General features: G+C 66.1%; 22 protein-coding genes and 2 pseudogenes. 14 read left to right on the forward strand and 10 right to left on the reverse strand.

Annotation, left to right across the window (positions count from 1 at the left end):
* Nucleotides 1-532: 532 nt before the first annotated feature.
* From ABZ484_RS30290 to ABZ484_RS30305, 4 genes are all read left to right on the forward strand, one after another.
* Nucleotides 533-988: a GNAT family N-acetyltransferase gene (locus ABZ484_RS30290; RefSeq protein WP_358869115.1), complete on the forward strand. Its 456-nt coding sequence runs from the start codon at nt 533-535 to the stop codon at nt 986-988.
* A gap of 326 nt (nt 989-1,314) precedes the next feature.
* Complete coding sequence (locus ABZ484_RS30295) at nt 1,315-2,700, forward strand: hypothetical protein (protein WP_358869116.1); 1,386 nt, start codon at nt 1,315-1,317, stop codon at nt 2,698-2,700.
* Between the two features lie 146 nt (nt 2,701-2,846).
* Nucleotides 2,847-3,263, forward strand: coding sequence for a hypothetical protein (locus ABZ484_RS30300; protein WP_358869117.1), 417 nt, complete (start codon nt 2,847-2,849; stop codon nt 3,261-3,263).
* Nucleotides 3,260-7,012 (forward strand): AAA domain-containing protein, encoded by a 3,753-nt coding sequence (locus tag ABZ484_RS30305; protein WP_358869118.1) that lies wholly within the window; start codon nt 3,260-3,262, stop codon nt 7,010-7,012. The genes ABZ484_RS30300 and ABZ484_RS30305 overlap by 4 nt, the downstream gene beginning before the upstream one ends.
* A gap of 38 nt (nt 7,013-7,050) precedes the next feature.
* Here the strand turns inward: ABZ484_RS30305 and ABZ484_RS30310 are convergent, their stop codons facing one another.
* From ABZ484_RS30310 to ABZ484_RS30320, 3 genes are read right to left on the reverse strand one after another with little or no spacing between them, the layout of a single operon-like run.
* Nucleotides 7,051-7,491 carry a restriction endonuclease gene (locus ABZ484_RS30310; protein WP_358869119.1) on the reverse strand — a complete coding sequence of 147 codons (441 nt, stop codon included), beginning with the start codon at nt 7,489-7,491 and terminating at the stop codon, nt 7,051-7,053.
* On the reverse strand, nt 7,409-8,047 hold the full coding sequence (locus ABZ484_RS30315) for a group II intron reverse transcriptase/maturase (RefSeq protein ID WP_358869120.1): 639 nt from the start codon (nt 8,045-8,047) through the stop codon (nt 7,409-7,411). The genes ABZ484_RS30310 and ABZ484_RS30315 overlap by 83 nt, the downstream gene beginning before the upstream one ends.
* A gap of 23 nt (nt 8,048-8,070) precedes the next feature.
* Entirely contained in the window at nt 8,071-8,235 is a 165-nt protein-coding gene (locus tag ABZ484_RS30320; RefSeq protein WP_358869121.1) for a hypothetical protein, read from the reverse strand.
* A gap of 14 nt (nt 8,236-8,249) precedes the next feature.
* Here ABZ484_RS30320 and ABZ484_RS30325 point away from each other — a divergent pair, with 14 nt between their 5' ends.
* Complete coding sequence (locus tag ABZ484_RS30325) at nt 8,250-8,645, forward strand: contact-dependent growth inhibition system immunity protein (RefSeq protein WP_358869122.1); 396 nt, start codon at nt 8,250-8,252, stop codon at nt 8,643-8,645.
* Between the two features lie 43 nt (nt 8,646-8,688).
* Here ABZ484_RS30325 and ABZ484_RS30330 read toward each other — a convergent pair whose 3' ends face one another.
* A complete protein-coding gene (locus ABZ484_RS30330) occupies nt 8,689-9,531 on the reverse strand; it encodes an IS5 family transposase (RefSeq protein ID WP_358869123.1) in 843 nt (280 codons plus the stop codon).
* A 65-nt stretch (nt 9,532-9,596) separates the two neighbouring features.
* On the reverse strand, nt 9,597-9,911 hold the full coding sequence (locus ABZ484_RS30335; protein WP_358869124.1) for a hypothetical protein: 315 nt from the start codon (nt 9,909-9,911) through the stop codon (nt 9,597-9,599).
* 232 nt (nt 9,912-10,143) lie between these two features.
* Between ABZ484_RS30335 and ABZ484_RS30340 the strand changes: the two genes are divergently transcribed.
* Nucleotides 10,144-10,650 (forward strand): hypothetical protein, encoded by a 507-nt coding sequence (locus ABZ484_RS30340; protein WP_358869125.1) that lies wholly within the window; start codon nt 10,144-10,146, stop codon nt 10,648-10,650.
* A gap of 147 nt (nt 10,651-10,797) precedes the next feature.
* Nucleotides 10,798-11,556, forward strand: coding sequence for a hypothetical protein (locus ABZ484_RS30345; protein ID WP_358869126.1), 759 nt, complete (start codon nt 10,798-10,800; stop codon nt 11,554-11,556).
* A 34-nt stretch (nt 11,557-11,590) separates the two neighbouring features.
* Here ABZ484_RS30345 and ABZ484_RS30350 read toward each other — a convergent pair.
* Nucleotides 11,591-12,336 (reverse strand): annotated as a pseudogene (locus ABZ484_RS30350) (IS5 family transposase); the annotation flags it as partial.
* A 116-nt stretch (nt 12,337-12,452) separates the two neighbouring features.
* Nucleotides 12,453-12,728, reverse strand: coding sequence for a helix-turn-helix domain-containing protein (locus ABZ484_RS30355; protein ID WP_358869127.1), 276 nt, complete (start codon nt 12,726-12,728; stop codon nt 12,453-12,455).
* A gap of 509 nt (nt 12,729-13,237) precedes the next feature.
* Between ABZ484_RS30355 and ABZ484_RS30360 the strand changes: the two genes are divergently transcribed.
* Entirely contained in the window at nt 13,238-14,134 is an 897-nt protein-coding gene (locus ABZ484_RS30360) for a DUF5655 domain-containing protein (RefSeq protein WP_358869144.1), read from the forward strand.
* A gap of 232 nt (nt 14,135-14,366) precedes the next feature.
* Nucleotides 14,367-14,780: an NUDIX hydrolase gene (locus ABZ484_RS30365; protein WP_358869128.1), complete on the forward strand. Its 414-nt coding sequence runs from the start codon at nt 14,367-14,369 to the stop codon at nt 14,778-14,780.
* A 73-nt stretch (nt 14,781-14,853) separates the two neighbouring features.
* On the opposite strand, the gene ABZ484_RS30370 is transcribed toward ABZ484_RS30365, so the two are convergent.
* The 3 genes and pseudogenes from ABZ484_RS30370 to ABZ484_RS30380 all read right to left on the reverse strand — a co-directional run.
* The gene (locus tag ABZ484_RS30370; RefSeq protein WP_358869129.1) at nt 14,854-15,312 is read right to left on the reverse strand and encodes an SMI1/KNR4 family protein; all 459 of its coding nucleotides are present in this window, start codon (nt 15,310-15,312) and stop codon (nt 14,854-14,856) included.
* A gap of 136 nt (nt 15,313-15,448) precedes the next feature.
* Nucleotides 15,449-16,254 (reverse strand): IS5 family transposase gene (locus tag ABZ484_RS30375; RefSeq protein WP_358869130.1). Its coding sequence is split into 2 segments (ribosomal slippage): nt 15,449-15,934 and nt 15,937-16,254, totalling 804 coding nucleotides; the frame shifts between segments, so codons are not numbered across the junction.
* Between the two features lie 286 nt (nt 16,255-16,540).
* A pseudogene (locus ABZ484_RS30380) lies at nt 16,541-16,978 on the reverse strand (ATP-dependent helicase); the annotation flags it as partial.
* 369 nt (nt 16,979-17,347) lie between these two features.
* On the opposite strand from ABZ484_RS30380, the gene ABZ484_RS30385 reads away from it, so the two are divergent.
* The 5 genes from ABZ484_RS30385 (at nt 17,348) to ABZ484_RS30405 (ending at nt 21,581) form a co-directional block, all read left to right on the forward strand.
* A complete protein-coding gene (locus ABZ484_RS30385; protein ID WP_358869131.1) occupies nt 17,348-17,809 on the forward strand; it encodes a hypothetical protein in 462 nt (153 codons plus the stop codon).
* Nucleotides 17,810-18,276: 467 nt separating this feature from the next.
* Nucleotides 18,277-18,621: a helix-turn-helix transcriptional regulator gene (locus ABZ484_RS30390; protein ID WP_358869132.1), complete on the forward strand. Its 345-nt coding sequence runs from the start codon at nt 18,277-18,279 to the stop codon at nt 18,619-18,621.
* Nucleotides 18,622-19,391: 770 nt separating this feature from the next.
* Nucleotides 19,392-20,066, forward strand: coding sequence for a trypsin-like serine protease (locus tag ABZ484_RS30395; protein WP_358869133.1), 675 nt, complete (start codon nt 19,392-19,394; stop codon nt 20,064-20,066).
* A gap of 262 nt (nt 20,067-20,328) precedes the next feature.
* On the forward strand, nt 20,329-20,967 hold the full coding sequence (locus ABZ484_RS30400; protein ID WP_358869134.1) for a hypothetical protein: 639 nt from the start codon (nt 20,329-20,331) through the stop codon (nt 20,965-20,967).
* Nucleotides 20,964-21,581 (forward strand): hypothetical protein, encoded by a 618-nt coding sequence (locus ABZ484_RS30405; RefSeq protein WP_358869135.1) that lies wholly within the window; start codon nt 20,964-20,966, stop codon nt 21,579-21,581. The genes ABZ484_RS30400 and ABZ484_RS30405 overlap by 4 nt, the downstream gene beginning before the upstream one ends.
* Nucleotides 21,582-21,583 lie beyond the last annotated feature (2 nt).

The following is a 21,583-nucleotide window of genomic DNA, read 5'->3' on the forward strand; positions in this document are numbered from 1 at the left end:
CGGGTGAGGCCCGGCTCGCGGCGGCGCAGGGTGATCACCGCGATGTTCACGACGGCCATGATGGCGAGCGTGCCGATGGAAGCCGCACCGGAGCGCTCCGGTGCGGCTTCGACGTGAGGTCGAACGCGCTGGCGAGCACGATGCGGTCGGTGCCGCTAAGGAGTCCGCGTGCCTGTAACTCTCTCGGGTGCCTGATTTGCTATCGCACCCGCTTATCCATCCGTACCGGGGTGCGTGTTCCTCCAAGCGCGACCGGGACGCGTGAGTGCGGGAGCGGTTACGGCCGGATCGACTGGCTGACCACCGGCAGCTGAACTGGTCATCTCGGCCTGTGACCAGGCTACGGCTGCATCGCTGTCGCCTGTGACGTTTATGTGGGCGTCGATCCGTACTCCCGTAACTACTACGAACGCCGCATCGGGGCGAGACAGTCTCATGCGTCTCGATTGCTACTTAGCCCGAGAGGCCGGCCACTTGGGCAGGCTCACACGGCCAAGATGGCCATTGGAGGCGCAGCCGTAGGCTATGAAGCATGAAGATCAGGGTCCGTGACGCTCATCCAGCCGACATCGAATGGATGAGCAACAACACCGAGGGCTGGACGGTCACCGTCGAGAAGCAGGAGGGGGCCGCCTCCCTGGCGGAGGCGCTGCACGCCCTGATCGCAGAGGACCCCGACCAAGGCGTGCGTATGGGATGGCTTCACTCCAGTCTGCAGCGCGCGGCAGGCGGCGAGCCCGGCTACGTCAGGCTTTATGAGCTCCACGTTTCTCCCGAGTTCCGGCAAAGGGGAGTGGCACGAGCTTTGGTCGATGAGTTGTTTGCTCGGGTGCCCGATCAAGAGATCATCTTGTCTGCGTGGGACCGGGAGCTGTACGGAGTGTGGCTTAAGCTCGGTTTTTCATACGTCCCTGAACCCGACGAAATGTCAGGGGATTGCAGTTACCCCGGTGACATGGTGCGCCCACCGGTAGAAGCTTCGTCCTGAAGGATCAGGCATCGTCTGTCGGCATAGTCTTCCAGGACCGCTTCGTCAGGAGCTGGCCGTGTCCGCCATGAGCAACAGCGGCAGCCCTCAGTCTCCGACAGCCGGAGGAGATCAAGCCCGTTTTCCTTCGGCCTGCGCTTCGCGTACGACTCCTCGTAAGAGGAATGCCGCAGGTGCATCGGCATCACGTCCGACCAGTGCACGTTGGCCCTCTAATGCCATATGAGCCAACGCGTCTGTATGCCCCCTTGTATGCGCCCCTGGTACCCGTTCTACCGTCACGTCTTTGCCGTGTAGATCCGGCATGTCGTAGGGGGGAGCACACAGTGACGGACACGTCAGTTGTACTCGAAAACCTGGTGAAGCCCTGGCACGTGCAGGTCGCCTCGACCACCGCTCTGGCCGGCGCCGTGGCGGACGCTGCGGCCGAGGACGACAAGGAGCGGCTGCAGGGCGGACGGGAACCGGTTCGGCGCAAACCGGAGTTGCGGAGAGTGCCCGCAGTGGAGGTAGGGCAGTCGGTCACCGTGACGCCGTGGGAGGTTCTGCACGCCCTCGGACGGGCCACCGTACTCTCCCGGCAGGGCGCCGGACGCGGGTTGGCGGAGCACTGGGGGTGTTTGAAGTACTGCCAGGCGTTGGAGGGCAGCGCCGGAAAGTACATGAAGCTGTCCGAGGAGGGGCTGAACCCTCGACGGCACTACAAGACCGTTCAGTCCGGGGAGCTGGGCATTGGATTCGCGCTCGCCGTCGCCGAACGCATCGTCCGGAAACGGTATCCGGGATACAGCGTTTCCGTCGTGGACGCTGACATCGCGCTACAGGCCGGCTGGGCTCTGGTGGGCAAGGATGTGCGGCGTCGGGACTGGGTACGGCAGCGGCCCGACTTCTTCCTGGAGGCGTGGAAGCCGGGCGAGCCGTCGAAGGTCGTTCCCCTTGCCTGTAAAGGGATGCATGGGAAGACTTCCTACGTGTACACCCAACTGGCCAGCGCATCGGCGCAGGTGGAAGCGGTGCACGTGGGCCCGTGGAACGAGACGCCGGTGCTGGTGACGTCGACCGAGTTGCTCGGGCAGGGCGGCATCACCGTTCACGTCTTGCAGGCCAACGGCGACGGGGCGTTGGTCTTCGCGCCCGACGATCCGGTTGCGGACGCCGACCAGGCACTCGACGATCTGAACAACTACCCGGACGTTCGCGTCCCGGACCCTGACGACGGGAAAGAACAGCGGGTCAGCGGCTTCCAGGTGCAGCCCGAGCAGTACGCCTGGTTCCGGCGGGCTCTCGCGCGTGCGGGAGCTGCCGGGTTGACGGGCTTCACCGGCGGCGGAGAACTCATCGCGCAGTACCTGACAAAGCGGCAGGGCCGCCGGCATTTCGAAGGCTTCACCCATGCCGGTACCGGCATCGTTCAGGACGTGGAAATCGAGATCGGCGGGGCGACCTTCGTCGGCACCGACCATGTGTTCCGGCTGAACGGCACCCGGGTCGAGGCGTTCTCCGGACTCGCCGAAAACCTCTTCCGCCACCTGCGGGACGGGCGGGTGGAGCAATACCGGCGAGAGGCACACGCCCTGCGCTCGTCCTGGCGTTCCGCGCGGTTCGAGGACTACTGGGATGGACCGGTGTCCCTGCGTGAGGACGGCTCGATCATGGTGATGAGCCTTCTGCCGGAGACGCACAGAAGGCGCCGGGCCAAGAAGCGGAGCTGACCGGCGGACGACGGCCGGAGGGGGCAGAGCGAGGATGGCCGAATGCCGTCACCCTCGCTCTGCCACGACTGTCTCCGCAGGCGTTCCTCATGCCAGAGTCACGTGCGCAGAGCAGTAAAGCGATGAAACGGCAGCAAGGAGGGCCCATGCAGGGCGGGGGATTCCAGTGGCGACTCGTTGTGCCCACGGGCGGCGACACGCTTCGGCAAGAGCGCCTCACCCGGGACCTGTACGACACGTTACGGGCGGCAGACGGCCTGGCCGTCGGCTTCGCGGACGAAGAAGCGTCTGCTGAGCCTGGACACAAGGGTGCGGGCGTGGGCGAGGTGGCGCTGTGGGCGGCCACGGCAACCGCTGTCGCCCGTCCGGTCTCTCAAGTGCTGATCACCCTGATCAAAGAGTGGTGTGCCAAGGAACGGCACCGCAAGGTCGAGGTGTTTTACGGGGAGAACTCGGTCAAGATCACAGGTCGTCCGGACGCGGCGCAGGAACGCATGGTCCACGAGTTCCTGGACCGGGCCACCACTGGCGAGGGCCCGGGCCCGGAGGACGGCGCCGCGTGACCCGTCTGCACAAACGCCGCGCCCTGCTGATCGGCACCGAGCACTATGACGACGGTCGCTTCGCGCCACTGCCGTCCGCACAGGCGGACGTCTGGGGGCTCGGTCAGGTTCTGCGGCATCGAAATATCGGCAACTTCGTCTCCATCCAGACGAAGACCGACCTCACGGCCGACGACATGCGACTGGCCATCGGCGAGTTTCTCACGGCGTGCGACGAGGACGAACTGGCACTGCTGTACATCTCGGGGCACGGTGTGAGACGGGTCAGGGACGGCGGCGAGTTCCACGTCGTCGCCCGGGACACCGACTTCGACCGGGTGGCCGAGACCGGTGTTAGCGCCGGTTTCGTCAATGAGCTGCTGGAACAGTGCATCGCGCCGCAGAAGGTGGTGATGATCGACTGCTGTCGCAGCGGTGGCTTCGCCGTCGGCCTGCGCACCTCCGACCAGCAGCCGGATGGCACCGTGGCCAAGTCCGGCGAGTCGGCCCTGCTGACCAGTCGGGGCGTCTACGTCCTGTCGTCCTCGCGCGCCGGCGAGGACTCGTACGCCGATGCCGGTCAAGGCGCCGACGTGAAGCCTTCCGCGTTCACCGCCGAGGTGATCGAAGCCCTCCGAACGGGCAGGGTCAGCAAGGACGGCAGCAGTGAAGTGTCGGTGGACGACCTGTTCGCCTACGTCAACCGGCGTATGCGGGCACGAGGAGGCCGACAGGTACCGGTGCATTCGGCGCACGGTGTCGACGACCGCATCGTGATCGCCGCCTCTCCGCTCGGCCGTGCCCCGATTCTCGAACCGCTGAGTCACCGACCACGTCAGGCCGCGGATCAGCCGCAAGCCGGCCCCGCGAAGTCTGCGGTAACTCAGCCGACCTGGTCCGTCCTCCTGGACTACTACCGCGAGTGCGTCCTGGCCGGTGACACCGAGACGCCGCTGATGGAGGTGGGGCATCCCAACGCGTCGTACGCCTGCCTGACCGGGGCGGAACGCTTCCTGTCGGGCGATGTCGATGCCGACGGCTGCGTCGCCCTCCCCGAGGAGGCAGCCGCCCTCATCGAATCGGCGACCCAGCAGGACGCCGAGCTCTGGGCGGGCTATCCCGCCGTGGTCCTGACGGGGCCGCGCACCGGACGCTCCTGGCGGCATCCGAAGTTCGCCCCCTTGCTGATACGGCGCGTCGAGATCGTCCAAGGGGAGGGCGGGGTGCGGCTGAAACCCTACGGTCCGGTTCAGCCACATCCACGACTCGCGGTCGACTGGCTCGGCGAGGAAGAAGCCTCCCAGCTCGCGGACACCTTCCAGCCCTCCTGGCACCGGGGTCAGCACGACCGTATGGCAGTGGAGGCCCGTAATCTCCTGGCCGAGGACTTCGAGCTGCCGTGCGTGCAGGAACTCCGCCCCGACCAGCTTGCGGACCGTATCGACGTCCACACTCCCGGCCACGGTGCCCGTAATGCCGCGGTCCTCTTCACGGCCCTTCCCAAAACCGGCTTCACGAAGCGGCTCCTCGACGACTTCACGGACATCGGAAAGCAGACGGACCAGATCCAGATGACCGCCCTCGGCGCCCTCGCGCCCGACGCCGCCCAGCGCGCACGTGCGCTGGCTCTGGCAGATACGGAACCGGTGCGCCTGGTGACGCCTCTGCCCTGTAACGAAGCCCAGGCCGAGGTCATCCGTTCTGCCATGACCCGCCGCCTGACCGTGGCCACGGGTCCTCCCGGCACCGGCAAGAGCCAGCTGGTGGCCAATCTCGTCGCCACCGCCATCGTCGACGGGCAGACCGTCCTGGTGGCGTCCACGAACAACGAGGCCGTGGACGAGGTCTGGCGTCGGTGCGACAGGCTGGTCCCCGGCAGCGTCGTACGCACCGGCTCGGCCCGAAAGAACGCGACGAGCAATGCAGAGCACGAGATCGCCGCCCTGCACGAGTTGCGGACCATGGCCGATCCCTCGCCCAACGTGGCCACCGCCGCCGTGGAGGTCGACGTGTCGGCCGACCAGCTCGCCCGTGACCGGCACGCTCTCGCGCATATCGCGACCACGGAACGGCAGCTGCGCCAGGCCGGTGAGGCCCGCGAGGAGCACGCCAGGCAGCTCGGTGTTGCCGTAACCGAACTGCACCAGGTGCTCAATGGGCCGACTCAGCCGAAAGAGGTGGAGGAGAAGGCGGGCCGCCTCGCCCGCGCGTGGTTCCTCGGGCGCTGGCGGCGCACCCGTTTTCTGCGTACGCACGGCCTCGGCGCGTACGACGGTGATCACGTCGCAGGGTGCCTCGCGCTCGCCGGCTTCGCCGCCGCCGAGGCCGACTGGCGTGACCTGCACAGTCATGTGGCTTCCGTCGATGACACACATCTGTCCAAAGCTCTGCACGGCGCCGAGGCGGCTGTGCATGCCGCGTCGCGCACCCTTCTCGCCAGCACTGTGCAGGCACACGCACGGGCCGGGCGTCGCCGCATCCTCGACCTGCTCCGCGCACGGGACAGCGACCGCAGCGACTGGCCCGACATACGGGAAGTCCTCGGCCGGGCCCGCGGGCAGAAGGCCCAGCCCGCGGTGGCCGGCTGGGCGGTGACCAGCCTTTCCGCCCGGCGTTTCCCACCCGGCCCGGCTCTGTTCGACCTCGTCGTCATCGACGAGGCCAGCCAGTGCGCCATCCCGCACGTCCTGCCGCTGCTGTTCCGCGCGCGGCGGGCTCTGGTGATCGGCGACGCCATGCAATTGGCGCACATCACGGAGGTCAGCCCGGAACGCGAGGCGCTCGTCCGACGGAAACTCGGACTGCGATCGGAATGGCTGGAGAAGCACCGCCTTGCCTACCGGCGCCACTCCGCCTTCCACGCCGCCGAAAAGTCCGCCGGCGGCACCCTGCTGCTCGACGAACACTTCCGCTGCCACCCGCGCATCGCCGCGATCTCCAACGACTTCTTCTACGACGGTGACCTGACCGTTCTCACGGACACTCGCGGACGGCCTGCCCTGCCGCGTCCGGCAGTCATCTGGACCCACGTGCCCGGACGGGCCGCCCGGTCGCCGTACGGCGGCTCGTGGGTCAACGAGGTCGAGATGGACAAAGTGGATGCGAGCGTCCGGTACCTCTTGGAGCAACTGCCCCCAGGAGCCACCATCGGCGTCGTGACCCCCTTCACAGCGCAGGCCGAAGCACTGCGCCGTCGGTTGAGCCGATATGACGAGGAGCGTCTGCGCGTCGGTACGGTGCACACTTTCCAAGGCGGCGAACGCGACGTCATGGTGTTCTCACTTGTCGCCGGGGAGGGCATGCGCCCCGGTGCCGTCGAATGGGTCGCCGGCCAGCTGAATCTCTGGAACGTCGCCATCACCAGAGCACGCAGTCACCTCATCGTGGTGGGGGACAAAGACCGCTGGCGGAAGCGGGGCGGTGTGGCCGGCGCGCTGCTCGACGCAGCGGAAAACGACGGCTCCAGGCCACACGACCAGGCCGGCGACCCCCTGTCCAAGCGCCTCTATCAGGCCCTCTCCCGGCTACCCGGGGCCACCGTCACCTTGGGTGAGAGCCTCCATGGGCATCCGGCCGATGCGCTGGTGCGCGGCACCGATGGCACAGCGACCCGGGCCGTGCTGCTCGATCGGGGGCCAGATAAAGGCGCCGACGCGGCACGTCATCTGCGGCTGACGCTGCACCGGCGGAACCTGCTGAGCGGCAGCGGCGAGAAAGAAGAAGCCATCCGCTGGCCGGCGTGGCGGCTGTACGACACGAAAGGGAGCTGATCAGGCAGCAGCCCTGCCTCCTGCCCCTATACAGGGGGTTACTCGCTGTACGCCTGCTTCCAGCGTGTCCGGTGCCGGGCGTCCCCCTGACCGGCACCGTTGATCTCGGCGAGTGACATCAAGGAGGCCCCTCCGTTCCACACCCCCAGGTGGTCACGGTGCACGGCGAGAATCCCATGCTGCAACGCGAACTTCTCGGACGGCCGACTGAACCGCGTGGTCGTCACGAACACGGCCAGGTCGGCACCGAAATGCACCCGGGCCCCCAGCAGGTCCCGCAGTTCACGGCTCGCAATCGTGCTGGTCGGTGCGTACCGCGTGGAGTAGGCCGCCGGCGAGGTGCCCGCTGTGCGGGTCCTTTTCCGTCGGCCCCTCCCCGAACGGGACAGGCCACTTTCACAGCATCCCGCTCTCCAGTGATCGTTTTCGCGTTGAGATGTTGTGCCTGCCTGCATGGATGTCCTGATGGCAGGATTCATAGACGACAAGCGTCTTGCGCCGCCTTCGCGCCATCAGGCGTACCCACCCAGGCGGGTCCGGTCTGCCTGGCTTGTTGAGATCGGCGAGCTTGCGGATGTGGTGGACTTGCAGCCCGACCCCGGACTCACAGATTTCACATTGCCCGGCGAGCAGTCGATGGATGAGCTCATTGGTTGTCGACTGCATGACCGGGGCGGTGTCCTTGAGGACGGCGCCACGCTGACGTTGCAGAGGGATCCCGCCGAAGCGGGCGACCAGCGGCTTCTTTCCCTCACGGGCAACTGTGACTTGGAAGCACCTCCGCGAGCCAAGCGGAGTGTCAACGGTCGCTCTGTACCATCGCACCATCTTGCTTACGGTGGAACTGTGCTTCGCGGCCAGGGCCTTGAGCATGGATGACCCCATCACCCAGTTGAGGGCGTGCAGGCGAAAGACGTCCTGCGCCAGAAGGTAGTACTGGACGACCCCGCGGTACTCATTCTGATACTTCATCACGATGCTGTAGTCGCTGTCGTGAATCAGAATCGAACGATGCGTAGGCATCCCTCGGCGCATGTACAGCTTACAGCGTTGCCGAATTACGTCACGGGGAACGAATAGGCGATCTGCCCATTGACCGAGCGTTTCGGCCCAGTCACCTTCGTATCCTCGTGCTGCACTCGCACGTCATATCCGAGAAACCTCGCCGCCTGGCTGACGGCGTGGGTAATCAGGGCCTTGAGACCGCGTTTGAGATCTGACATGGGACGATCCATCGGTGACTCGACTCGTGAACCGTGACCGCTCCCTCGAAGAGCTTGAGCGCGACCGCTGGCCAGCCCCGTCGGGCGACGCGACCCGGCTTGTGGCGACCGCGCATGAGCTGCGGCGCAAGCCGATCGGCGCGCTGACAGTCGAGGACATGCGCCTACTGATCGGGCAGAACATAGGCCTGACCCACCTCCTACCGCTGGCGCTGGAGGTCCTGCGGTTGGACCCGATGGCGGAGGGCGACATGTACGAGGGCGATCTGCTGGTCGCCGTGCTCACCAGGACCTCAGAGGTCTGGGGCAAGCACCCCGAACGCGAACGGGACCTGCGTCTGATTGTCTCGGAGTTGGCCGACCTACCGCCCGACCTGAAACGGAAGGTCGAGGAGTTCCTGGCTCTTTAGGTTGCCGACAGTCGCCGCAGAGTTCGGTGAGGGGCGAGGCGGCTTATGAGAGTTGTCGCACGAGTGGCCGTGGGCCGGGGCGCGTCGCGGAACGGCCTCGAGTGAGCCGACGGACCATGATGCCGATCATCGCCCATCGGATCATGGTTTCCGCGCGGGCAGGACTGGTCTCGTAGTCCCGGGCGAGCCGGCGATGGGCGGTGACCCACGAAAATGTCCGCTCTACCGCCCACCGCTTGGGCTGGACCTGGAAGCCTCTCTGGCCGGGGTTCTTGCGGACGATCTCCAGTTCTCGGCCGAGGATCGCGGCGGTCCAGTCCACCAGACGTCCGGCGAAGCCTTCGTCGGCCCAGACCTTCTTGACCCCCGGGTGATCCAGGCGGGTCCACAGCAGTGGGCGTTTCGCACCGTCGCGGTCCTGGACGCTCGCGGCGACGACGTGGACGGCCAACAGCAGGCCGAGTGTGTCAGTGACGATGAACCTCTTGCGCCCCTTGACCTTCTTGCCCGCGTCGAAGCCCCTGGTCGAAGCCGGGACGGCGTCGGCCGTGCGGACGGACTGCGAGTCGATCAGCCCTGCGCTCGGCGCGACGGCTCTGCCGTCGGCCTCCCGAACCCGGTCACGCAAAGCGTCATGGATCCGCTCGACTGTGCCGTCGTCATGCCACCAGGTGAAGTACCAGTACACCGTCGGCCAGGGCGCGAAGTCTTTCGGCAGCTGCCGCCAGGCGCAGCCAGTCCGCACCACGTAGAAGATCGCGTCCACCATCCGACGCCGCGGATGCTTCTCTCGCCGCCCGCCCCTCGGCCCCACCCGCGCCGGCGGCAGCAACGGCTCCACCAGAGCCCACTGTTCATCCGTCAGGTCCGACGGATACCCACCCATAGATTCACTCACGCAGGTGCAACGACAGGCTCACCGCTGGGGCACGGCAGATCTCAAACACGGTCTTAGATCTCGAAAAGGGCTTCTTCTTGCGGCGGGATCGGAGGATCGAGAACCTTGCGGAGGCGCGTGATGTCCTGGCGCTGGACGGCGAGGGGGTGGGTGCCCTTCTTCACTTCGCTGGTCTCGTCGATGGCCAGCACTGCGACCTCGAAGGCCAGCACGAGCCTGCCGTCGGTGTGGAGTGTGGCCCTGCCCTCCCCGAGTGACCACCGTGGATCCGGCTGGTTCACGACGCCGCCGCGAAGCGACTGGTAGAACCGGGACAGCCCAACGGCATCGGCACAGTCCAACACCACGCACCGTAGCCTGGTGATCATGCAGGGCAGTGCCCCACGGCACCTGATCACGATCTACAGCTGGAGTATTAGCAGGGCCGTGGAGTGGTGCTTGCGTTGTGGTGTGCCAAACGGGAAAAGCATGTGTCCGCGATGAGCCGAATAGGCGGGGAGGTGCGGCACACGGCGTGTCGAGAGATGACCTGCTTCGCGTTGGCCGCATTCTTTGGGCGGAGTACCCAGAGTTGAAGAGACACAGAAAAGAGGCGAAGAGTTGAAGGTTGCGCAGAAACTCGCCGCGGTCGGTACTGCTGCAATCGCGGTGGTCTGCTTCAGTGGCGGCGGCGCTCAGGCGCAGGACGGGGGCCTGCTTTCGCTGCTCAACACTCCATCCATCACCCTTGCCTGCTTCCCCGCAGGACAGGTGGGTCAGGGCAACGTCTTCAAGGGCACGCAGAACGTCAGTTGCAGCCAGAGTGCGTCCCAGACGAATCCCACCCCGCCAACAGGGGGCGGCATCACCGGCGCAGAAGTCGTCACTGCCGAGGGAAGCGTTCCGCCGGGTTCCGCGATTAACGCCCAGGCCGATTGCCCAGAAGGAAAGGTGGCCACCGGCGGGGGTTTCCTCATCGGCACGACGTTCACAGCCACACCTTTGGGTTCATATCCGACGCCCTTGGGCGCAAACCCGCCCACCGGATGGGCCGTTGCTGCCCAGAATGCCAGCGATACGACTTCCACATTCACTGTCTACGCTGTCTGTGTCGACGCCGTCGAATAGACGCGACGTTCCAAGACGCTCTCGCAGGTGTCGTCGTCCTCATACTCCAGCCGTAGTTCGCGATCATGACGAATCGCTGCTTAGAGCTCGTAACACGATCTTGGTGGCGAGATTGGTGAGACGGATGCGGCTGGGATGATTGCGGCCATGACCCTGGACTGGTCCCATCTGAAGCACGCCTATGGATCCGCATCTGACCTGCCACGGCTCTTCGACGAGGTCGGTGATCCTGAGCTGGCTGAAGTGGCGTGGGAGGAGCTGTGGGCTTCTCTCTACCACCAGGGCTCGGTGTACACGGCCAGCTTTGCCGCCCTGCCCGTTCTGGCGGACATCGCTACCGGTCGCAAGCCGGGCGGTTGTTGGCAGGCCCTTGGGCTGGCCGGCCGCATCGTCGTCGAGGAGCAGCAACTTCACGAGCCCGGTTACGTCCAGGGTCGCTACCCGTCTGCGATCAACGAGCTGCACCAGCTGACGCAGAAGCAGGTGATGGCAAGGCCCTTCGAGGGCGATGAAGACGACTTTTTGTACTGGCTGGAGCATCTTCTGGCTTTCGAGGGGGTGCCCATATGGAGGCGCAACTTGCGCGGCGATGCTTACCGTGTGGTGTGCCCCTCCTGCGCAGGGAGCTTGGAAATCGACCTCTCCTCCAAGCTTCGAGGCACTCGCCGTCGGGACCCGAACGCGCGTTTTCGGGTTGTCGGCCGCGAGGGACCCATACTCACCGCAGTCCGCCCGGCGGCCCCCGTGGACCTGCCGCCGCTGGCGTCTCGGCTGCACGATCTGGCCGTCAGGGCCGGGCAGTCAGCGGCCGCGGACCACCTGACCCATCTGTTCGGACGCACGACGTGTCCGGACTGTGCTTCAGGGTTCTCAGTACCGGACCAGATCGCAGCCTTCCAGGCATAGCAGTGTGTCGGTGATCTGGAACGGCCCTCTTGTGGCGTCTCCAGCAGATGAGGCTGCAGGAAAGGGAGACGAGGGCTTCGTGCAGGTCGAGCCGCCGCTCCCAGCGAACGCCCAGGCGCTTGAAGTGGTGCAGGAGCGAGAAAGTCTGCTCGACAACGTAACGGAGCTTGCCCAGGCCCTTGATGTTCAGGGCGCCCTTGCGGGAGATCACCGGCAGGATGCGACGCCTCCGCAGCTCGTGGCGGTTGGGGTTGCTGTCGTATCCCTTGTCGCCGAGCAGCGCTTCGGGGCGGCGCCGTGGACGACCGGGCCTGCCGGCCACGGGCGGGATGCCGTCGACCAAGGCCAGGGGCTGGGTGACGTCGTTGACGTTGGCGGCGGTAGTGATGACCTTGAACGGGGTGCCCTTGCCGTCGCAGATCAGATGGTGCTTACTGCCTGTCTTCCCGCGGTCGACCGGTGACGGACCGGTGCCTTCACCCCCTTTTTGGCGCGGATGTGGGAGGCATCCACGCAGGCCCGCGACCAGTCCAGCTCGCCGGCCGCGTGCAGCTTGGCGAGCAGAAGGCGGTGCAACTGGTCGAAGACACCGGCTTCATGCCACCGGCCGAGCCGGCGCCAGCAGGTCTGACCTGAGCCGAACCCCAATTCCAGCGGCAGCAGTTGCCAGCTCACGTCGTTGTAGAGGACGTACAAGATGCCCTGCAAGCAGAGCCGGTCGTCCACCGGCTTCGGACCAGGCGCCTTCTGCGGCCACGGCGGTAGCAGCGGCCCGATCAGCGCCTACAAGTCGTCGTCCACGATCCACGGCCGGTTCCTCACACCTCACGAACGGCAGAATCGTCGTACTGGTCACGCCCGATCAGGGCACCGCAACAAGATCGTGTTACGAGCTCTTACGGCGTGGGGCGGCATCCGGCGCGGACATCGTTATACTCCGGATCTCCGCTTTCGAGGACGCGGAGTAGGGACGCCGTGACAACACGCGTCTTACGGCCGATGCGTAGCACACGGCACGGAAACTGCCCGCTGCGGATCAGGTCGTATCCCTTGGCCCGTGAGAATCCCAGCGCCTTTGAGGCGTCCTCCACGCTCCCCGTTCCGCCCCAGGTGGCGCGGATGTGAGCGGGGCTATAGCGAGGGCCCAGAGTCTCTTCGATCTGCGTGTGCATTCCGATTACTTTCGTCTTGGCGGGTAGCCCGTGCCGGGCCTACGGACACCGCATGCGCCCGTCATCGCGGTGACCGTCAATACTCCGCGTTATCGCCGGTTTGGCTAACCGGCGATTTGGGGCTATGTTGCCTCGCTCGCCGTGGAGGGGCTCACTCTGGCAGCGTGAGGCACGATGCCGGAGAGGAGTCGGCAGAGTCCAGCACTTCACTGCATTGCCCAGCACTGTGACGAACGGTTACCGCGGATGAGTTGGGTGTTGCATGGGTCGCAGTTCGCCCCGTTGCACCACTGCAGGTCAATTGGGGGTCTGGCTCTGTTGATGTTCACCGTGCTGGATTCGTGCTGGACGCCGACGAATGACGGCTAGCACCGGCCTGCGTGCTGCACGCCGGGGCAACTGACCCGGTCGATCGGGCCTCCGGCACACGTCCTTCACGTGACTCGCGCCGATTGCGGAAACAAATCTCTGCCTGTCCGACGTTGTCGATCTCCTATGCGATAACGGGGGTGGTCGGCTTGAAGTTGTTCCGGACGGACGCATCGCAATGCGGAGTGAGCGAGGTCATGCCGCGTCTTGCTGAGGTCGAGGCAGATGTGCAGGGTCTCGTCGAGGCGCACATGGAGACGCTGCTAGGCGTCCGTTTCCTGGCGAGCGAGTACGGCACCGGGCCGGTCCACAAGGGCCGGATCGATTCGCTCGGGCTGGACGAGAACGGATCGCCGGTCATCGTCGAGTACAAGCGCGGCGTCGACGCCGGCGTCATCAACCAGGGCCTGTTCTACCTGGCGTGGCTAATGGACCACCGTGCCGAGTTCGAGCACCTGGTCCGCGACCGGCTCGGGGTGACGGCCGCGTCCCAGGTCCTGTGGAGCGGTCCGCGTCTGATCTGCATTGCCGGCGATTTCACCCGCTACGACGTGCATGCGGTGCGCGAGCACCGGCGGTCGATCGACCTGGTCCGCTACCGATTCTTCGGCACCGACCTGCTCGGGCTTGAGACCGTGGCGTCTGTGAGCGGCGATATGCAGGTGGTACGCCGAGGGAGTGGCCAGGCGGTTGCTCGGGCAGCAGCCGATGCCCAGGACGCGTCGATGGTGGAGCTGGCGAGGGCGGTCGATGAGGCACTGCTCGCGCTTGGAGACGGTGTGAACCGCGTCGAGCGCAAGACGTACCGGGCGTATCAGCGGCTGCGGAACTTCGCCTGCCTCTGTCCGCCCCAGCGGAGCAAGCTGCTGGTCTACCTGAAGGTCGACCCGAAGGATGTCGACCTCGTCCCGGGATTCACCCGGGATGTCTCCGGCCTCGGTCATCACGGGACAGGTGATCTGGAGGTGCAGTTGCGTACCCCGAGGGACGTGGAGCGGGCGCAAAGTCTGTTCATGGCGAGTTACGCGGCGGCGTGATCGCTGGCGGGTCTCTCGGCCGTGCGTGCTTTCTGGGTGGCCTGTGTTCGTCGGGTGATGCCTTTCGACATAGGGGCAGGTCGTGGCGGTGGACTACCAATCATGCGTGGGATCGCCGGTTTGGCTAACCGGCGATCCCACGCTATGTTGCGCCGGCCCCACGTCTAATCGCCCGCTTCATCCCCGTCGATACGATCTTCCCACCCATCCTGGCTGTCCTGGAGGAGCAGACGTGACGCAGCAGAATGCGGAGGAGCAGCCGGGCATTGCCGCGGCCGTCGTTGTCAGCGAGGGGCGCGTGCTAATGGTGCGGCGCCGGGTCAGCGAGGGACAGCTCTCGTGGCAGTTCCCGGCCGGCGAAATTGAGCCGGGCGAGACTCGCGAAGACGCCGCCGTACGAGAGACCCATGAGGAGACCGGGGTGGAGGTGGCCGCCATGAAGCTGCTCGGCGAGCGGATCCACCCGAAGACGGGTCGGTTGATGTCGTACACGGTCTGTGAGGTGGTGGGCGGTACTGCCCATGTCGCGGACGCCGAGGAGTTGGCTGAGCTTGCGTGGGTCGCCCATGGCGATATTCCGCAGTATGTGCCATATGGGCTGTTCGAGCCGGTGCAAGAGTATCTGGACGCAGTCATGGCAACCTGAGTGGTTCCATCTCAAATGGGTGATCTCTTGAGCTCGAGTAACAACAGCTAACAGAATGGGCCCCGCGGCTGACCTAGAGAGATCCTGGCTCGCCATCGGCGACGAACCGCGTCAGGGATTGCTCCAGCAGTTCTAGGAACTGCCGCAGGTCATCGGCTACCTTGTCGAGTTCCGGTTCGTCCAGCGACGCCGTCCGTGTCCGATGAACCGACCCATCAGGGCTCGCGACGTAGGACAGGCCGCCGCCGTTCGAGCCAATTACCAGACCAAGGTCCTTCTGGTTCGCGCCGACGTCGACAGCGCCGTACTCCTGGAGCCGTAGAAGGACGTCACTTGCCGGATCGAGGAAGTAGCCGTTGCCTACGTCCGCCCAGGTGACGTCGCCGATGCTGTCGTAGAAGGTGACCAGGTCAGCCGGTATGACAGCCGCTTGGGCAAGCGCGCGAGCCGCGGCCTGATCGTCGCGGTCGGCCGGCCGGACCTCGTTGGTGCCAGGAGGAAAGCCGTGCCGACGCTCGAACTCGCCTGTCATCGCCGTGAGGGTCACGGAGACTCTGTCTGTCCACGAGGCCAGCCAGGCGGGTGAAATTGAACGGTCACTCATGAGACCGGATCATGGCATGAGCCCCGCGCACCCCGAAGGTGACCGGCGGCCTTGCATCCCAACGTCAGCGCACTGCCGTGAGTTGTCGGTGGGTGATGAGGCAGCAGGCGAGTTTCAGGAACGCTTCGTGGATGTCGGCTCTCCGTTCCCACCGGATCCGCAGGCGTCGGAAGCCGTGCAACCAGGCAAAACTCCTCTCCACAACCCAGCGGTAGATGCCCAGGCCGGTGCCGTGCCGGGTGCCACGGCGGGCGATCGCGGGCACGATTCCGCGGGCGCGGACCCGGTCGCGGTAGATGTCGTGGTCGTAGCCGCGGTCGGCGAACAGCGAGTCCGGCTTGCGGCGGGGACGACCCACCCGGCCGCGGACCGGTGGGATCGCGTCGAGCAGGGGAAGCAGCTGGGTGACGTCGTTGCGGTTGCCGCCGGTCAGCAGGACCGCGAGCGGGGTGCCGCGCCCGTCAGTGATCAAGTGATGCTTGGAGCCGGCTCGGCCCCGGTCGACCGGTGAGGGGCCCGTCTGGCTCCCCCTTTTACCGCCCTGACGTGGGAGGAGTCGACCACGCAGCGGGACCAGTCCAGCCGCGAGGCCGCGGTCAGTTCGGCCAGCAGGACCTCGTGCAGCCGTAGCCAGACGCCGGCCTGGTTCCAGTCCCGTAAGCGTCGCCAGCACGTCATGCCCGAGCCGAAGCCCAGCTCCTTGGGCAGGTACTCCCATTGGATCCCGGTGTGCAGCACGTACAGGATCCCGCACAGCACCTGCCGGTCTGGCAGCGGCTTGCGGCCCGGATACCGAAAGCGCCGCTCACGCTGCGGCAACAGCGGCTCCAAGCGGTCCCACAGCTCATCCGACACGATCCACGGCGACATCCCCACACCGGACCGAACGGTCAACTACCACCCTGGACACGGCCATCAGGACCGAGCCACCTCATTGTGTTAGCCGCTGTAAGTGCGTTGGTATCAAGGCTGGAACCGGGGCGTGGCTGGTGGAGGCGGACCTCGACCTCGGTGAGCAGGACCTGCCTGCCCCTCGTGGTGAAAGCCTAGGTGGGTAGACAACACCGGCCACCGCATCGACATCGAGATAAGAGCGAGCGTCATCGAGCCAAGAAGGATCTCAGCCGCCCGAAAATTCGCCTGTGTTCGGGGTTGTTCAGGTGCCCCATTCCATCCGTACGGGCTCGCGGGCTGCGGCGAGGGCGCCGTCGAAGTCGGCGAGGCGTTCGGCGAGGGTGGTGGTGGCGATGCGAGGCGGTAGGGCCGCCGAGAACTTGAGGCCGCGGACTGCCCGCGGGTCAACGGTAGGCAGGGTGAGGGAGTCGGGGAGCTCGGCGCGGGCGGTTTTCCAGTCGGCGGGGGAGAGGTCCTGACGGAGGCGGACATGCGTGTCGGTGGGGCGCTGGACGGGGTCGGCGAGGTTGCCGAGGGAGGCAGCGAGGGTGGCGTTGGCGCGGTACCCGGCCCAGGTCCACCAGCAGGTGGCGTCGGCATCGCGGACCAGCAGGGTGCCCGCTGGGTGGACTTCGTGGGGCGCGCGGTTCATGCGGAGTTCAGCAAGGGCCGCAACGGCGCGGCGGGTGAGGCGGACGTCGGAAGGGGCTTGATCGGAAGTCGCGCACCGCAGCTCAGAGCATGTGCGCGCACCGACGCCAAAACGCGCGGAGGGTGATTCGGGAACGTCGAGTGCAACTCTGCAGGTCTATGCCTGTTTGACGGCAGCGAGCTTGGCACGGAGAAGGGGTACGCCCACGCTCTCCTGAGAGACACGCCCTCGCCCTGGGGTCAGCCCTGCCCTCCCAGGGCAGCGGGGCAAAATGGGTACCGAGTCTTGATGGCTGGTGCACGGCACAGCCTCTTTTCCCATCTTCCTCACTTCAATGAAAGAGTGAGTTGTTGTCGGCTTCATCCGCTTGCGACTCAGTAGTGGCAGGGACATCAGCCCTGATGAACGCTCAATTGCATGGGACGAACCTTCTGCAGCAGAGTATCCACGGTGATGGCCGTAATCGACCGCCATGAGCGGGTACTCTTGTGCCGAGCGCACAGTAGTGAGTCACCTTGGCGGCCGGTCAAGGCCGGAGTATTTCGTATTCCGTTTTCCAAACTCTCAGTCATTCATGTTCTCAATCCGCTCTTCTCGCACTGGTTTGTTGCCGCCACCCCGGTGATCGGCAGGTTCGACACGAATGCAAGGGGAAAGCGGGATCGCGTGACGCATATTTTCGTCGTTCGTCGCGAGAAAATGCTGACGCTGAGTCTTCACATGCGAGCCGACTCGCTTCTGGATTCAGATTATTCTTGGCATCCCCTCTCGGATCTGGAAGCCGATGGGTTCGAGGTGTACCCCCGTGAGCTCACCCCCCTTGTCAGGGGGTTCCTTGAGGGCTGGATCCCCGATGGTGTGATCAGCCTCGCGGAATGAGGGTGTATTCCGTTCAACGTCGCCATCCCTGATTTGAGTGGATCGCTCGGCGGATACCCCTGGCACTGTCGGTCCGGCCCACTCCCGCAGGGGAGCGAAACAGGCGAGAGGAACGACAGCATTTGCCCCCCCGGCCAGAGAGGCAGACGCGGCCGCTGCGATTTATATGTGCCGAACGGACGCCCGCCGGGCCGAGCGCGCAAGCAACACAGCCCTTCACGGCTGGGGTGGTGGCGCCGACGCCGAGGCGGTCGCGTCGGCGGGCGGGTTGTAGGTCGCAGGTGGTGCCCAGCCGAGGGGACTCGTAGTTGTGTACTGCCAGGTCACCGCCATCGGAGCTGGTACGGGGTGACCGAGTGGGTGCAGCCGTGAACTCGGCGCAGCGGTTCTCTATCCCTTATGGTGGTGTGTACTTGCACCACCTTGTCGCGTGCGCTGATTTGCACCGGCATGAAGGGACGGGACCCATGGGCACGTGGGATCATCTCGGCATGCCCCGGAGCAACAACGACCAATTGCCGGCGACCTACGTCGCGACCGGCGAGTGGCCGTATGCCCGGCTGGCCGCGGACGCTCCGGTCAGTGCGCACTACGGCCAGGCATTCGCGCGGAACCTGTCGCGCGCCATGGAGGCGTCCGCGATCGGGCTGAGGTCTCTGGGAGACAAAGCCGGCGTGTCGCACGCGACCATCAGCCGGCTGTTGCGTGGCATGGTGCTGCCGGACATGGGTACGCTCGCCCGCCTTGAGGTTGCGCTGGGCACCAGTCTGTGGCCGGGCCTGGAGGCCTGGACGGAACGCACGCGCGACTGATCGGGGCGCGGCCGACGGGAGCGTCGGTGCCTTCGCTGGTCGCCGCCAGGCCATGGCAACCAGGACTCGGCGGGGCCGAGAATGCGCTGTTCAGCTCCGTGGGTGAACACGCTCGCCATCGGAGCATTCCAGAAGCTCTGGCCCCTGACGGGTGGCCAGATTCAGCCAGGCAGGCAGTGGGCCGGCAGGCGAATGGTCTGCGCCGTCGCAGTACTCGACCGTCTCAGGCCGGCTGAGTCGTCCAGCTGCCGTGGCGGCTGGGTGGGCCGGGCGGGGTGCGTGCCAGTCTCGGCCATTGGCGACGTCTCGTCACCACACGGGTGCGTACGGGAGTACACCAGGTGTGTCCCGGACAGTCCGGGGTTCGCGAGTTCTCCCTTCAGGAGCTGACGTGCGCGCAGGTAGCCGAAGACGTCTCGTGGCCGTCCTTGTGTGGGTGCCGTAGCGGTCTGCTTCCGTACAGGACTTCCGCGCGGCGGACGCAGCTCTGCCCGAGCTGGTGCAGCGTGCGGCCGGTGCGGTTCACCGACCGCTGCACCGCTGTCCCGTATCCATCGGCGGAACCGTTCATTTTTTCAGGCGGCCAGCGGGAGTTCGGCCCTTCGCTGGTCGGCCGGCACGTCTCTTGTTCAAACGTCCGGGCGTGCCCTGCCTCTTGTGCTGGCGCCAGCTCCAGGGCCGGCCCCCGCTTCAGTTCTCCCCTCACTTTCCCGAAAGGGTTTCTCATGCGCAAAATCGCTGTGCCCTTTGGCGCCGCAGCCGCTCTCGCGTTGAGCTTGACTGTCGGTGGACAGGTCGCATCGGCGCACCAGGCCGGCCCCGCCCCGTCCACGCAGGCAGCGCAACCCGCCATCATCGGCGGCCAGTACGACAGCGCGCCCTGGTCGGCCGACGTCCACTACACCAAGGACGGCCACGGCGGGATCTGTTCCGGGGCCATCATCGCCGCCCAGTGGGTGCTGACGGCCGGGCACTGCTCCGGTGACAAGGAGGTCGTCTACGTCGGCAACCCCCAACTGAAGAGCGGCACCAAGGGCACGGTCGACAAGAAGTACACCGACCCGAGCATCAAGGGCGACCTGCTCCTGCTGCACCTGTCGTCCCCGGTCCGCACCACTTACCTCGCCCTGGGGAGCAGCAATCCGCCCATCGGTTCGACCGTGCAGATATGGGGCTGGGGTGACACGACCCAGGGCGGCAGTCACTCCGACCGCCTGAAGTCCGGGCACATGAAGGTCAAGGGCACCAACTGCACGGACGTCAAGGGCGGGCCGGCGCTGTGCCTCGTCAAGGGACCTGACATTTCAGCCAAGGGGGACTCGGGCGGTCCCGCTCTGTACAACGGTGTCGAGGTCGGACTCGACAGCCGCGGCGACGACACGACGAAGTCGTATGCGCAGATCGCCCCGCACCGTGCGTGGATCAAGAAGACGGCCGACGTCTGACCTGATCAGGAGGCTCACGCTCGTGGGCCTGGATCCGGCTCGTCTCGCGCGGGGCCGTGTCTCACGAGGAACGCGGTCCCGCCCGCGGGGTCACGTCTCACAAGGACGTGACCCCGTCTCCCGCCCCGTATTAGTCCCGCCGTCGAACATCACCGAAGAACGGAGACGCGGTGCCATGGCCGTTCCAGCAAAGGCTGGCAGGCTCCGTTACAGACCCCTCACCCGCAAGGCCGTCGCGCTTCTGGCATCTTGGGCGGTAGCCGTGCTGGCCACCGGCTTCACCACCGCACATGCCACCTCACGCCCACGTTCCACCGCTTGCGCCACGCTCCCCGTCACGCCCGCCTGGTACGGCGACAACAGGGCACGCCTCCAGCGGATCATCAACGCATACGCCCCCTGCGCCCAGCCGGCGCCTTCCTCCCGTTCCGCAGGCAAGGCCGGGGGACGTACGAGTACGCCCCCGGTCGCCGTCTTCGACTGGGACAACACCGTTGTCAAGAACGATGTCGGCGACGCGCTCTTCTACTGGATCCTGCGCAACGACAAGGTCCTGCGGCCCGCCAGATGGTCGTCCCTCAACCGCTATCTGACACCTGCGGCGGACCGAGCCCTCAGCGGCGCCTGCAACGTGTCGGCTCCCGTGGGGATGCCGCTGTCGACTGCCGGCGACACTGCTTGTGCAGACCAGATCTACGCGGTCTACCACGGCACCACGACGGGCGGCGCGGCAGCCTTTTCGGGGTACAACCACCAGCTTGTGTCGCCGAGTTCGGCCTGTGTCGCGCAACTGCTCACCGGACACACCTCCGCCCAGATCACGTCATACGCGGCGCGGGCCCGGGCGCAGGCCCTCTCCGCACCGGTCGGCACGACCTGGCAGGTGGGCACCACCAGGTGACCGGCTGGGTGCGGTACTACGCCCAGCAGCGCGACCTCATCCACACCCTCCAGCGCGACGGTTTCGCGGCGTGGGTGGCAAGCGCCTCCCCTCAGCTCGACGTCCAGGTCTGGGCAGCAGGCCTCGACATTCCGCCTCACCGGGTGATCGGCATCCAGAGCCTGTACACGCACGGCCGCCAGAGTGCGCACCTGCGAGGCTGCGGCAACTTCCCGGACGGTGCCGACTCGGTGATCACCTACGTCAGCGGCAAGCGGTGCTTCATCAACCAGGACGTCTTCGGCATCCGCGGTGCGGCGGCGTTCCGGCCCGCGCCACCCGGCAAGCGCCCGGTACTGGCCGCGGGAGACTCCTCCACCGACGTCGTCTTCGCCAGCGACGCCATCGGTGCCCACCTGGCCATCAACCGCAACAACACCGAACTCATGTGCCAGGCATACGACAACGCGGACGGCAAGTGGCTGATCAACCCCATGTTCATCCAGCCGCTCGCCCGGCGCACCAGGCCGTACCCGTGCGCCACAAGCGGACACACCCATGCGGACGGCAGTCTCGGCCCAGCACGCCGTGCCGACGGGAGCGTCATCCCCGATCAGACGGACACGGTCTTCTGAGC

The sequence above is a fragment of the Streptomyces sp. NPDC006393 genome (assembly GCF_040628575.1).
In the GTDB taxonomy this organism is placed as follows: domain Bacteria; phylum Actinomycetota; class Actinomycetes; order Streptomycetales; family Streptomycetaceae; genus Streptomyces.